Genomic DNA, 13,016 nt, shown 5'->3' with positions numbered 1-13,016 from the left:
TCTATGCCCGATTTCCCGTTGAGGGAATCGGAACGGCCCCTACTATGCCGCACCAGGCCCCTTCGATGCGACGGTACAGATCGGCGCTCCCGAGGATTCTGATCGCGAGGCAGCCGTGATAGCCGGCGTTCACGTTCTTGCGGTTGGTCCGCGGGTTGTGGCGCTTGAGGGTCGTCTTGCCGAAGGCCGAGGGGTCGGCGCCGACGACGCTGCTCCAGTACTGCTCGGCGCCGGACACGTCCCCGGTCTCATGGATCATCACGTGGTACCTCCGTCGCTCGGGCTCGATGCCGAGGAGGTCGAGCCAGGCGGCGAAGACCTGGATCATCCCGGGGTCGCTGTTCACGAACGTCACGCGTTCACGACGGGTGTGCGGCTTGTCCTTCGTGCCTTCCGCCCAGTAGAGGCCCACGCCCAGCAGGAAGAGTTCGCGCGCCGACATCGCTCCGATCTCTTCGGCCGCCGCGCGTTTGACGGCATGGCGCTCCTCCTCGCGCCGGAGCATGGTCGGCTCCCAGCCCCTTCGGGCGATCTCGGAAGCCTCCTCCCGCGTCCGTTTCCGCTCCGGCTTCGGGAGGTCCCGTACCCACAGGGAGATCGAGCTCTTCGAGCAGCCCAGCTCGACCTGGATCTGGTCGTAGGTCATGCCCTGGAGGCGCAGCTCGCGGGCTCGGTCGCGGAGGTCGTCCTTGGCATTGGGGCGCTTGGTCCATTCCGGCGGGGGTTCGCCTTCGAGGAGGCGGTTGAGGATGTCGTTGTTGTCGACGTGGATGCGATCGCGGATCTGGCGGCGGCTGAGGCCTTCGCGGCGGAGCGTGAGTGCCTTTTCGCGCAGGTTCTCGAAGTCCGTGTACTTGCCGCTGGCAGGTGTCATACGAACACCGTCGTCCGGAATGCGGACGTCCGGGTCGAAAGCTCTGGCGATTCAACAGTTCGAGGGACTGATCTCCGGAGTACTGGCGGTCCGCGCTGTGATGTGCGGCGCGCCCGTAGGGTGGAGGCCATGACCACAACGGGGGCAGACCGGGGCGCCGTGGGCGTTCGTGCGGAGAGCTGGTGGTGGTGGGGGAGACGGCGGAGTGTCGTTCTTGATGTGGGGCTCGCCCTGGTGTCCGCGCTGGAGTGCGGGCTCGAAGGGATCGGGTTCGCCGAGTCGGCCGCTCTGCCCGTGCCCGTGGGGGTGCTGTTCGGGCTGATCGTGGGGTCCACGCTGCTCGTGCGGCGACGGTGGCCGATCGCCGTCGTCCTCGTCTCCATGGCCGTCACGCCCGCCGAGATGGGCTTCCTGATGGGGATCGTCGGGCTCTACACGCTCGCCGCCTCCGATGTGCCGCGGCGGATCACCGCCGTGCTCGCCGGGATGTCGACGGTCGCCGTGTTCGTCGTGACCGTCGTGCGGATGCGGCAGGACGTCGCCCAGGCGGAGGCCGGGCAGCGGGACTTCGACCCGAGCGGCTGGTACGTGCCCGTCGTGTCGCTCTTCATGACGCTCGGCCTCAACGCGCCGCCGGTGCTCTTCGGCCTCTACATAGGGGCCCGCCGCCGGCTCATGGAGAGTCTGCGCGAGCGGGCCGACTCCCTGGAGCAGGAGCTGTCGCTCCTCGCGGACCGGGCCGAGCAGCGGGCGCAGTGGGCGCGGCAGGAGGAGCGGACCCGGATCGCGCGGGAGATGCACGACGTGGTCGCGCACCGGGTGTCGCTGATGGTGGTGCACGCGGCGGCGCTCCAGGCGGTGGCCCTGAAGGATCCGCAGAAGGCCGTGCGGAACGCGGCGCTCGTCGGTGACATGGGGCGGCAGGCGTTGACGGAGCTGCGGGAGATGCTGGGTGTGCTGAGGGAGGAGTCCGCGCCGGCCGTTCCGGTGGCGGTGCCGCTGGCCGCGGTGGGCCGGGCGGCTGCCGCGGCCGCGGAGGCCGCCGCGGACGACGGGCCGCGCCTGGACGCCCTGGAGGCGCTCTGCGAGCAGTCGCGGCTCGCGGGGGCGGTCGTGGAGCTGGTGGTGCTCGGGGAGGCGCGTGCGTATCCGCCGGAGGTGGAGCGGACGGCGTACCGGGTGGTGCAGGAGGCGCTGACCAACGTCCACAAGCACGCGGTGGGTGCCGAGGTCGTGGTGCGTCTCGCGCACCGGGAGGCCGAGGTCGCGATGCAGGTGGAGAACGGGCCCTGTCCGTCGGACGCCGGGGGCTCGGACGTGCGGCTGCCGAGCGGCGGGAACGGTCTGGTGGGGATGCGGGAGCGGGTCTCGCGGCTCGGCGGCGTGTTCGTGTCGGGTGCGACGGACGCGGGCGGGTTCAAGGTGTCGGCGGTACTGCCGTTCGGGGAGCAGGGGTAGCCGAAGCCGACTGCCCCCCGCCCGGGTATCCGTCCGTACTACCTCGTACTACCTCGTACTGCCTCGTACTACCCCGCCGTGAGGCGCGTCGGCTGTACGCCCGTGATCAGCGTCGACAGCGCCGCGTCGATGTCCTTGCCGAGGTACCAGTCGCCCGCGTGGTCGAGGCTGTAGACCCGTCCTTCCGCGTCCATCGCCAGGACGGCCTGCTGGTCGCCCTCCTCCCCGAGCGGGGCGAGCTCGCTCTCCAGGGCGCGTCCCAGGTCGGCGAGGGTGCGGGCGAGGTGGAGCCCGGCGAGCGGGTCGAAGCGGACGGTCGTGGGCGCTATCTGCCGCCCGTGGCCGGGCGAGGTGATCCGCAGGCCGCCGAACTCCGCCCAGGCCTCGACGGCCGCGGGGAAGACGCTGTGCCGGTGGCCGGCGGGGGAGACGTGGGCGCGCAGGGCGTCGGCCCACTCTTCGGCGAGCTTGATGTCCCAGCGTCCGGGCCGCCAGCCGGCCTCGCGGAGGGCGGCGTCGACGTTGACCGGGAAGCGGGTGGTGCTGAGGTGGTCGGGCATGGGTGTGCGGTCAGCCGTTCTCGACGGGTGTCGTGGGGTCGACGGTGCGGACACCGAAGTGGGCGAGCATCGCCGTACAGGAGCGGCAGGGTGCCGCGTAGCTGCCGTGGAGCGGGTCGCCGTCCTCCCGGATGCGCCGGGCGGTGAGCTTGGCGTGCTTGAGGGACCGGCGGGCCTCGCCGGAGGTGAGCGGCTTGCGCTGGGCGCGCTTGGAGCGGCCGTTCTCGGTGGCGGTGAGGTGTCGGGAGAGCAGGATCGCCTCGGGACATCGTCCGGTGAAGCGTTCCCGCTGGCCGCTGGTGAGGGTGTCCAGGAAGTCCTGGACGAGCGCGTGCAGGAGGGGCGGGCGGTCGCCGCGGCCCGCGGTGCACGTGAGGGTCTCGCCGCGTACGGAGAGGGCGGCCCCGACGGTGGGCAGGATGCCGTCGCGGCGGTGACGCAGTAACGGCGCGCGGGTGGCGTCCGCGCTGCTGCTCCAGTTGAGGCGTGGGTCACCCTGTGTGGGCGTCGGTGCTGTTTGCATGGTGCTGGTCTTCCCCTCCTGCAATCCCCCGAGTTGCGTGGACAGCCTGCCAAATAGGGAGCCATATGGGGAAGCTGGGGCGCCGAATGACACGTTCGGTGTGTCGGAAACATGGTGTAACTGTCATGGCGTCGTGACACTTGGTCACCGTCGGGCGGGGGCCGTTCGGGCTCTTGTGGCAGCGCATAGGCTGTGCCAGATCAGTCGGTAGTAGCAGTCAGCGACGCCAGTGCAGGGGGCAACCGCCATGACGACAGGTCGGCTCGGGCAGGACACCGCGCCACCGAACGCGGCCTACGCCGGGCAGGTCGTGCATTTCCCGGATCCGGTGCGTGCCGGCCGTCACCCCAGAGGGGTGCGGATCGACGAGCACGGCCATCCGGACTTCTCGCCGTACGCGCGTGCGGCGGCGGAGATCGCCGACCCCCCGGAGGGCTTCGGCGTCGACGAGCTGCGCCTCACGGACTACGTGTCGGCGAACGCGGCGATGGCGGCGACCGGTCATGAGCTGTGGGACACGATCCCGTCGGTGGCGACCCCGCACGGCTGGACCTGGCACCACGTGGCGCGCAGCCGCCGGATGGAGCTGGTTCCGGTCGAGGTGAAGGCGCTGCTGCGCCATCACGGTGGTGTGGCGACGGCCGCCGTCGATCACGCGAAGCGCGGCACGCGGCCCCTCCAGGAGACCCGCCCCGCGCACTTCGGCCTGCCGAAGGCGCTCGTGTCGGTGTCGGAGCTCCAGCTCCAGGGTGTCGAGGAGGACCTCGGCTACCGGCTGCCGGGCGCGTACCGCTCCTTCCTGAAGGCGGCGGGCGGGTGCGCGCCGGTGGGTGCGGCGCTCGACGCGGAGCTGGGGCTCCTGGTCGACCAGCCGTTCTTCACGGTGCGGGAGCAGGCGGGGGTGAACGACCTCGTCTACGTCAACAAGTGTCTGCGTGACCATCTGACCAAGGACTATCTGGGCGTCGCCTTCGTCCAGGGCGGTCTGGTCGCGGTGAAGGTGCGGGGCGAGGCGGTCGGCTCGGTGTGGTTCTGCGCGTACGACGACGCGCGGGACTCCGGTGAGGTGGCGGCGGGCTGGTCGGTGGCCGAGCGGGTGGAGCGGTTGCTGCTGCCCTGTGGTGAGGACTTCGACGTGTTCCTGCAGCGTCTTGCCGGCAATCCGCCGGAGCTGGAGACGGTGGCGAACCTGATGGTGGACGGCGGCTTCGCGCGCGCCGTGCCCGTGGTCCCGGTAGGGGAGTGAACTGGCTGTGGTGACGTTCGCGCAGGCGCAGGAGCGCGCCGAGGAATGGATCAACGGCGACCTGCCGGCGTACCAGCACCGTGAGGTGCGGGTGCGGGAGTTCGAACTGGGTTTCGTGGTGTGGTCGGAGGACCGTCAGGGTGGTCCGGTCTCGGACGGCGGCCGGCAGCGTCTGGTCATCGCGCGGGACAGCGGTGAGGCCACGCTGTGGCCGGGGCTGCCGGTGGGCGAGGTGATCCGGCGGTACGAGGAGGAGTACGGGGCTCCGCAGGAGGCGGCCGCTCCGGCGGCGCCGCAGGCGGCCCGTATCGATCTGAACCAGACGTCCTTCCTGCTGAGTCCGCCGGAGTGGTTGCAGGACGCGGCGGACAAGATCGGGCTGCCGAAGGGGCCGAACGCGTCGCAGGAGGGCGGGAGTTCGTCCGCCTCCGTGGATGACGCCTCGGACGCGGCGGCGGTGGCGGACGCGGGGCCTTCGGCTTCGGTGGCGTCGTCGGTGGCGTCGTCGTCGGGTGGCGGTGGCGGTGAGTACGAGGCGGCGGCTGTAGCGGCTGCCGCGCCCGCGCCTACTCCTGCGCCTGCGCCCTCTCCGGTTCCGGTTCCGGAGCCCGCGCCCGTGCCGGCGCAGGTGGCTCCTCCGGCTCCGCCGGTGGCGACGCCTGCCCCCATCCCCACGCCCACTCCTGCCCCCATCCCCACCCCTGCCCCCATCCCCACGCCCACCCCTGCCCCCGTTCCCACGCCCGCCCCCGCTCGTGCGGACAGCCCGTGGGCGGATGCCAACGCGAGCTCCGGGGGTGCGGACGGGGCGGTGCCGCTGCCCGCGACCGTGTTCGCGCCGCCGCTGTCGGGGACGGACGACGAGGACACCCCGCCCCCGTTGGTGGGCGCCGACGCGCCGACCGCCCTGATGAAGGGGGGCAGTGCGCTGCCCCCGACCGCCGTGGCCCCGCGGCTCGACCCGGCGGCGCGGCCGCCGGTGGTTCCGCAGGCTCCGCCCGCGCCGCCGGTCGGGCCCGGGACGTCCGCGCCGCCGCAGGCCGGGCCCGGCGTGCCGCCGCCTCCGCCGCCCGCGCCCTCGGCGCCGGGTGCCAGGGACATCGCGGACGCCGCGACGAGCAAGGCCACGCCGCCGCCGAAGAGCGGGCGCGGCCCGACGCCGCCCCCGCCGCCGGGTGTGCCGGGTGTGCCCGGTGGGTCGGGTGCCCCCGCGTACGTACCGACGCAGCTCGTGTCGCAGCTCGGGCCCGAGGGGCTCCAGCCGCCCGGTCCGCCGCAGCCGGCCCCGCCGGGTCCGCCCGGTCCGCCGACGCCGCCGCAGCCCGTGCACCAGGCGGCGACGATGCTGGCGCACCCGAGCCAGGGCGGTCAGGGCGCGCCTCCGCCGCCCCCGCCGCCGCCCGGTGTGCCCGGTGGTACGCCCGCGGGCGGTATCGCGCATGCCGCGACGATGCTGGCGCATCCCGGTCCGGGTGGGCTGTCGACGCCGCCTCCGGGGCCGCCGGCTCCGCCGCCCCCGGTGCACGGCGGGCACACGCCGCCGCCCGGTCCCGGTCCCGTACCGCCCGCGTACGGATATCCGCAGCCTCAGGGTCAGCCGACGGTCGGCCCGGGCTACCAGGCGGTGCTGCGTTACCGGGCGCCCGACGGTTCCGAGGCGCAGATCATCCGGCGTTCCGCGCCCGGTACCCCGCATCCGGAGTGGCAGATCCTGCATGAGCTGCGCGCGATGAACGTGCCGCCGCAGCAGGTGCTGGAGCTGCACACGGAGCTGGAGTCCTGTGAGCTGCCGGGCGGTTACTGCGCGCGGATGATCCGGGAGACGTGGCCGCAGGCGCGGATCACGAGCATCGCCCCGTACGGCCGTGATCACGCGGGCCGTCAGCAGGGCATGCGGCAGCTCCTGACCCATCAGGGTGAGCTGCACCAGGTCGCGGACGGTCCCGCGCGGCCGGCTCCGGTGCGGGCGCCGCTGCCGCAGGTGCAGCTGGCGCCGCCGGTTCCGCCGGAGGCGATCGCGCAGGAGCTGGCCGGGGCCTTCGGTCCGGGTGTGCTCCGCTTCGACCAGCACGCGGTGTCCCGTCAGGGTGTTCCGGAGCTGGTGGCGCGGACGCTGGTGTGGGCGGGTCTGCCGGCGGACTTCGGTCCGTTCTTCTGGGCGCAGCCGGCCGTTCCGGTGGTGCCGACGCTCGCGGAGCTGGCGGCGCAGCGGCAGGTGCAGCCGGCGGCGGACGCGAGCTCGTACCTGGTGCTCGGTTCGGACTTCGGGCGGGCGATCTGTGTCCAGTACGGGACCGCGCACATCGTGGCGGTGCCGGTGGAGGCCGGTCCGGGCGGGCAGTCGGTGCCGCCGCAGTTCGTGAACACGGGGCTGCCCGAGTTCACGCGCTCGATGGCGCTGCTCGGCCGGATGTGGCGGCTGCGCTTCGGGCTCAACCCGGAGCAGGCGGGCCGCTGGACGGTCGACTTCCAGGCGCAGTTGGCGATGCTGGACCCGGCGGCGCTGTCCTCGCCGGAGAACTGGTGGTCCGTGCTGCTCGAGCAGATGTGGGACGGCCTTCTGTAGGTCCTTCTGTAGGTCCTTCTGTAGGCACAGTTGGACAGAATGTGATGAAAGGCGCTTGACGTGTATCCACGTTGGGCGCCTTTTGTCCGTTCTGATGGCGCATCCTGGAATCTTGGCCACAGGGAAGGGGCGTCAGGGATGAGTTTCGCTGTCGGACGGGGGCGCGGGTACCGCCCCGAGCAGGTCGACCGCCACCTCGCCGCGCTCTCCGAGGAGCGCGACGGGGCGTGGGAGCGGGCGGCGCGGCTCACCGTCCTCGCGAAAGAGCTGGAGGCGGAGGCCGCCCGGCTCCGCGAGGCCGTCGAGGCGCTCGCGCCGCAGCGGTACGAGTCGTTGAGCGACCGGGCGCGGAAGATCCTGGAGATGGCCGAGCAGGAGGACGAGACGCTCGTCCGTGCCGCGGAGGCCGAGGCGCAGTCCCTCGCGGAGGCGGCCGAGGCGGCGGGCCGGGAGGCGGCGGAGTCGGCCCGGGCGTACGCGGAGGGCGTCCGGACGGCGGCCGAGTCGGCGGCCCGCGCGACCCTGGCGACCGCCCGCGAGCGCGCCGAGGAACTGGCGACGGACTCCGGCCGCGAGGCGGAGGAGCGGCGGTCCGCGGCGCGGGAGGTCTTCGAGGAGACCGAGCGCCGCGCGGCGGAACTCCTCGCGGAGCAGCGGGCCGAGCAGGCGGCGGTACGGGACGAGGCCGAGCGCACGGCGGCGGGCAGGGCGGCCGACCTGGACGCGCACCACGAGGAGCTGGTGACCTCCGCGGAGGAGCGGCTCGCGGAGGCGCAGCGGGCCCTGGCCGAGACCGAGGAGCAGGCCCGGCACGGGCAGGAGGACGCGGAGGCGCGGGCGGAGGAGTTGCTCGCGGAGGCCCGGATGAAGGGGGAGCGGGCCGAGCGCGAGACGGAGCGGGTGCTGCGGGAGCACGACGAGGCGCGGGACGAGATCCATGGGCACATGGAGCACATCCGCAACTCGCTGGCGGCGCTGACGGGTCGGGTGGCGGCGCCGGCGGAGGAGGAGCCGGGAGCGGGGACGGAGCCGGAGAAGGGCGACCGGTAGCTGGGCAGGCCTGGGGCCGTGACAGGGCCAGGAAGGCCGGCGAACCGGTTCCTGGACCCGGCGGGGCACCCGTCCTGTCTGACGATCCCGAGGCGGCCGGACGCGTGACTGAGGCCGACGGCGGCTGGAACCCGTCCGTCCGCTAACCTCCCTTTTCCCAGGGGAGGGAACACGAACATGCACGTCACACGCCCGCACGCCCGCCGTCTCGCGGCTGCGGCCGTCACCATCGTCCTCGCTGCCACAGGCGGCACGCTCACCGCGCTTCCGGCCACGGCCGCCACCGCGCCGGAGGCCACGCAGCACGACCAGCAGGCCACGGTGCCGTTCCCGCGCGACGCGGACGTCGTCGGCGCGGGGCCGAGCGGCTTCCTGTCGAAGACCCGCGGCAGCGAGCCCGAGTACCGCTGGACCTGGTACGCGGACGGCTCTTCGACCGTCCTGCCCGGCACCTTCGCCGCAGGCGGCGGCTCCGACCTGGTCGTCAGCGTCGACCGGTCCCACCCTTCCGACAACCGGGTGATGTGGGTCCACGACCTGTCGACACCCGCCGCGGCCGCCGCGCCCGTGAGGATGGACCTCGACGCGCTGGGCGACGGCTACATCTACTCGGGCCTGGCCGGTGACAACCTCCTCCTCGCGAGGTACGAGAACGGCCAAGGGGTGCAGTACGCCGTCACGCTCGACGCCGCCACGCTCGCCGGAGGCAAGCCGAACCTCCGCGAGCTGGTCGGAGGAATCCAGGTCGACTGCGACGCGGCCTACGAGGGCTGGACCGACACCGGCTCCGCGTTCTACGACTGCGCGATCGGGGACTGGAAGGGGTCCGCCAAGATCCTCGTCGATCTCGCCACGGGAGCGCAGGCCTGGTTCCCCCAGGCGAACGACGAGTGGACGTGGGACGGAGCCGTGTCCGCCACCCACGTGGCCTGGCGCGAGGCGCGGCTGGGGGACGACGGGATCGTCGCCGTCCGACGCGGCGGCGGGGGGTCGCGTCAGTGGTTCCCGGAAGCCCACGTGGAGGACCCGCTGTACCTGGTCGGCGGCTGGATGGCGTACGGCCAGAAGGCCCACATCGACGCGTCCGCCTCCTCCGGCGGCGCGGCGGACCCGACGGTGCGGCCGTTCACCGTCCAGTCGATCGAGACCGGCGAGAAGGCCGTCCTCCTCACCGCGTTCTCCTCCGCCGTCGCCGGTCCAGGCGGCAGCATCCTCGTGCGCGGCGGCACCCCCGAGCGCGGCGAGGGCCTCTACCGGATCTCGCCGCGCGCCGACGGCGGCCGGCCCGAGGCCGAACTCGTCGCGTCGACGGGGCAGTCGACCGTCGTCACCCTCACCGGCTCCACCACCCCGCAGACGCTCACCGGCGATCAGCTCGCGAACGGGGTCGACTTCGGCTGGGACCTGTCGCGGGGAGACGCGTACGTACGGGTCGGCCTCACGCACGTCCGCAGCGGGAAGTCGCTCACGCAGGAGTGGCCCGTCGCGGCCGACGGGGCGCCGCGCCGGGTCGCCTGGCACTGGGACGGCAAGGACGTGGAGCGTCCGGGCGGCCTGCTGAGCCCCGCCCGCGCGGGCGAGTACGAGTGGAAGATCGTCGTCCGCCCCGAGGAGGGGATCGGCCCGGAGCTGGTCACCACCGGCCGCTTCACCGTGAACCGGCCCCCGGCGCCCCACGACTTCGACGGCGACGGCACGGCCGACCTCCTCGCCCGGGAGCCCGGTGGCCGCCTGGGGTCGTTCCGGACCCAGCCGGTCGCGGTGGGCGGTTCGGTCAAGGGCACGAGCTGGGGATGGGTCGGCGGTGGCTGGCAGGTCTACGACCGGCTCGAGACCGCCGGGAACATCGCGGGCACGACCGCGCCCGACGTCGTCGCCCGGGACCGCTCCGGAGTCCTCTGGCTCTACCGGGGCACGGGGGACCGGACCGCGCCGCTCGCGGGCCGCACACGGATCGGCGGCGGCTGGCAGGTGTACGACCGCATCGCGGCCGGCAGCGACGTCACCGGCGACGGCCGGCCCGACCTCCTCGCCACCGACAAGTCCGGCGTGCTGTGGCTCTACCCCGGCACCGGGAACGCCACCACCCCCTTCTCCGCCCGCAAGCGGATCGGCGGCGGCTGGGGCGTCTACAACGAGGTCGCCGCCGTCGGGAACCTCGCCGGAGGCCCGGCCGGTGACCTCATCGCCCGTGACAAGGCCGGTGCGCTGTGGCTCTACCTCGGCAGGGGCGACGGCACCTTCGCCGCCCGCACCCCGATCGGCAAGGGCTGGGGCGCCTTCACCGACCTCGTCGGCATCGGGGACGCCAACGGCGACGGACGCGCCGACCTGATGGCCTCGGCCGCCGGTGCCACCTTCTACGCCGGTACGGGGAACTGGAAGGCGCCCTTCAAGCCGGGCGTGAAGACCGACGTCACGAACGGCGTGCGGTACGACACCGCCTTCTGACCCGGCCCCTCAGGTGAGGGCGCACTCCGCCCAGACCGTCTTGCCCGGGGCCCGCAGCCTCGGGCACCAGCCCCAGCGGTCCGCCAGCCCTTCGACGAGCAGCAACCCCCGTCCCCCGTCCGCGAGTTCCGGACCGGGGCCGGGGAGCTTTCCGGGCCGGGGCGGTACGCGCTCGGCGCGGGTGTCGCTCACCTCGATCCGCGCGACGGGCGGGGGCCCGTCCGTGACCCGGAGGAGCAGGTGGAAGTCGCGTCCCGGCACGTGCCCGTGCCGCACCGCGTTCGTCGCCAGCTCTGCGGCGACCAGGACGACGGTCTCGTGCGCCCCGGTCCCGTACGGCACGCCCCACTCGTCCAGCCGGACGGCGACCAGCCGGCGCGCGAGCCGGGCGCCCCGCGCGGTCGACGTGAACCTCAGGGCGAAGATCCTGCTGCCCAAGTAAGGCGAGGCGCCTGAGAGTTGGGTGGTGCCGGTGGGGCTGAGGTTGTTGCTCGTCATGCCTCCCAACCTCCTCTTCATCGCGTAGCGTGACCAGTGGTGACGCACCGACGCGACTGCCTTGTACGTGGTGTGTCGGTGCACGTACGAGAGGTGGGGTGCGATGGCGGAAGAGCAGACGGGTGCGGTGCCGGAGTCGGGACCCGAGACGGACGCGGGTCAGACGGCGGACAAGTCCGGGCAGGGCGTGGTGGCGGCGTTCGGGCAGAGCCTGAAGACGCTGCGGGTGCGAGCGGGGATGGAACGGGAGGAGTTCGGCAAACGGCTGGGCTACTCGGCGTCGAGCATCGCGTCGTTCGAGCAGGGCCGGAGGATCCCGCCACCACGCGCGATCGACCGCTCCGATGAGGTACTCGATGCGGGTGGGCTGTTGACGGTGTGGAAGGAGCAGCTGGAGAGGGCGCAGTATCCGGCGTTCTTCCAGGGGATGGCCGAGCTGGAGAAGCGGGCGATAGAGCTGTTGGCGTACGACACTCTGGTGGTCAACGGCCTGCTCCAGACCGAGGAGTACACGCGGGCGCTGCTGAGTAATCGGCGCCCGCCGCTCGACGCGGAGACCATCGAGCAGCGGGTGACCGCCCGACTGGCCCGACAGGACATCCTCGACAGGCGTCCCGCGCCTTTGTTGAGCTTCGTCATGTGTGAATCGGTGCTGCGGCGGAAGTTCGGCGGCAAGGAAGTGCTGCGCGGACAGCTGGAACAGCTGCTCCTCATTGGCCAGCGGAGGAACGTCGAGCTCCAGGTGATGCCACTCGACTGCGAGGAAAGCGCGGGTGTGGACGGGCCGTTCACATTCGTCACCCGCGAGGACGGCAAGCGGTTCGTCTACGCCGAAGTCCAGGGCACCAGTGCCCTGGAGACCGACCCTAAACAGGGCGTTCTCGCCGCTGCTCTCTATGGGATCATCCGGTCGCAGGCTCTCACCCCGCGAGAGTCGCTGGCGTTCATCGAGAAGTTGCTAGGAGAGCTATGAACAGCAATGAATCCCTCGCCTGGTTCAAGAGCAGCTACAGCGGCGCTGAGGGCGGCCAGTGCATCGAGGTCGCAGCGGGCGCGGGAGCCGTGCACGTCCGTGACTCCAAGGACGTGGCCCGTCCGGCCCTCCGGGTCTCGCGCGACGCGTGGGCGGGGTTCGTCGGGCTCGCCTCGGCGGAGTAGTACAGCCGGCCCTTGTACGCGCGCGAGCCCTGCCTGTCCGTGTGGGACACGCAGGGCTCGCGTTCTCTGGGCGGGCGGTGTGCTTCGATCCCTACGGCATGGACCGGCTCGACTGCGTGTCTGTCTCTTCGAGCCGGTACAGCTTGGGCACGGAGACCTTGATCGGCTCCTGGGTGGTCCGGGCGATCACGACGACCGCGGGCTCGTTCGGGTCGGGGTTCTCTTCCCGGTGCGGGACGAACGGGGGGACGAGGAAGAAGTCTCCGGGGTTGGCGGCGAGTCGTACCTCCTGTGTGCCGTCGTGATAGACGAATACGGGGTGACCGCTGACCACGTAGATCCCGGCCTCCGAGTCGCCGTGATGATGGTTGTCCGTCGAGCTCAGCGGCGGGTTCTCCACCAGGCCCATCCACAGCTTCCTTGAGCCGACCGTGCCTCCGCTGATGGCGGCGTAACCGTCCAGCTCGTCAGAGCCGACGTGGTGGACGCGGTTGTTGATCGGCGCGTGATCACCGGAGCCCGGTGTGGGCCCGGCGCCTGTGTGAGCAGTCATTGCGCAGCCTCTCGGTTTCGATCGCCTTGACCGGAACGAGCCTGCAACTCCCGGACAGAGGTGGGCAATTGTTCTTGCC

The 13,016-nt window shown here is 72.5% G+C and carries 12 protein-coding genes; 7 read left to right on the top strand and 5 right to left on the bottom strand.

What is annotated here, in order from left to right:
- Window position 1: 1 nt before the first annotated feature.
- A complete protein-coding gene (locus OG361_RS16195; RefSeq protein WP_405854182.1) occupies window positions 2-874 on the bottom strand; it encodes a hypothetical protein in 873 nt (290 codons plus the stop codon).
- A 129-nt stretch (window positions 875-1,003) separates the two neighbouring features.
- Between OG361_RS16195 and OG361_RS16190 the strand changes: the two genes are divergently transcribed.
- On the top strand, window positions 1,004-2,332 hold the full coding sequence (locus tag OG361_RS16190; protein ID WP_405854180.1) for a sensor histidine kinase: 1,329 nt from the start codon (window positions 1,004-1,006) through the stop codon (window positions 2,330-2,332).
- A 68-nt stretch (window positions 2,333-2,400) separates the two neighbouring features.
- Here OG361_RS16190 and OG361_RS16185 read toward each other — a convergent pair whose 3' ends face one another.
- A complete protein-coding gene (locus OG361_RS16185; RefSeq protein WP_405854178.1) occupies window positions 2,401-2,892 on the bottom strand; it encodes an SUKH-3 domain-containing protein in 492 nt (163 codons plus the stop codon).
- 10 nt (window positions 2,893-2,902) lie between these two features.
- Entirely contained in the window at window positions 2,903-3,415 is a 513-nt protein-coding gene (locus tag OG361_RS16180; protein ID WP_405854176.1) for a YwqJ-related putative deaminase, read from the bottom strand.
- Between the two features lie 247 nt (window positions 3,416-3,662).
- On the opposite strand from OG361_RS16180, the gene OG361_RS16175 reads away from it, so the two are divergent.
- The 4 genes from OG361_RS16175 (at window position 3,663) to OG361_RS16160 (ending at window position 10,728) form a co-directional block, all read left to right on the top strand.
- Window positions 3,663-4,661 (top strand): SMI1/KNR4 family protein, encoded by a 999-nt coding sequence (locus tag OG361_RS16175; protein WP_405854174.1) that lies wholly within the window; start codon window positions 3,663-3,665, stop codon window positions 4,659-4,661.
- A 7-nt stretch (window positions 4,662-4,668) separates the two neighbouring features.
- Window positions 4,669-7,227: an SUKH-4 family immunity protein gene (locus OG361_RS16170; RefSeq protein WP_405854172.1), complete on the top strand. Its 2,559-nt coding sequence runs from the start codon at window positions 4,669-4,671 to the stop codon at window positions 7,225-7,227.
- Window positions 7,228-7,365: 138 nt separating this feature from the next.
- Window positions 7,366-8,277, top strand: coding sequence for a cellulose-binding protein (locus OG361_RS16165; protein WP_405854170.1), 912 nt, complete (start codon window positions 7,366-7,368; stop codon window positions 8,275-8,277).
- Between the two features lie 177 nt (window positions 8,278-8,454).
- Window positions 8,455-10,728, top strand: a complete 2,274-nt coding sequence (locus OG361_RS16160; RefSeq protein ID WP_405854168.1) for an FG-GAP-like repeat-containing protein — start codon at window positions 8,455-8,457, stop codon at window positions 10,726-10,728.
- Window positions 10,729-10,737: 9 nt separating this feature from the next.
- Here the strand turns inward: OG361_RS16160 and OG361_RS16155 are convergent, their stop codons facing one another.
- Entirely contained in the window at window positions 10,738-11,226 is a 489-nt protein-coding gene (locus OG361_RS16155; protein WP_405854166.1) for an ATP-binding protein, read from the bottom strand.
- A gap of 103 nt (window positions 11,227-11,329) precedes the next feature.
- Between OG361_RS16155 and OG361_RS16150 the strand changes: the two genes are divergently transcribed.
- Window positions 11,330-12,199, top strand: a complete 870-nt coding sequence (locus OG361_RS16150) for a helix-turn-helix domain-containing protein (protein WP_405854164.1) — start codon at window positions 11,330-11,332, stop codon at window positions 12,197-12,199.
- Window positions 12,196-12,384: a DUF397 domain-containing protein gene (locus OG361_RS16145; RefSeq protein ID WP_405854162.1), complete on the top strand. Its 189-nt coding sequence runs from the start codon at window positions 12,196-12,198 to the stop codon at window positions 12,382-12,384. The genes OG361_RS16150 and OG361_RS16145 overlap by 4 nt, the downstream gene beginning before the upstream one ends.
- A 91-nt stretch (window positions 12,385-12,475) precedes the next feature.
- Here OG361_RS16145 and OG361_RS16140 read toward each other — a convergent pair whose 3' ends face one another.
- Window positions 12,476-12,937, bottom strand: coding sequence for a cupin domain-containing protein (locus tag OG361_RS16140; RefSeq protein WP_405854160.1), 462 nt, complete (start codon window positions 12,935-12,937; stop codon window positions 12,476-12,478).
- Between the last annotated feature and the right edge of the window lie 79 nt (window positions 12,938-13,016).

This window comes from Streptomyces sp. NBC_00090 (assembly GCF_045160815.1).
GTDB lineage: Bacteria > Actinomycetota > Actinomycetes > Streptomycetales > Streptomycetaceae > Streptomyces.
This window is presented reverse-complemented; position numbering and strand designations above follow the sequence as displayed.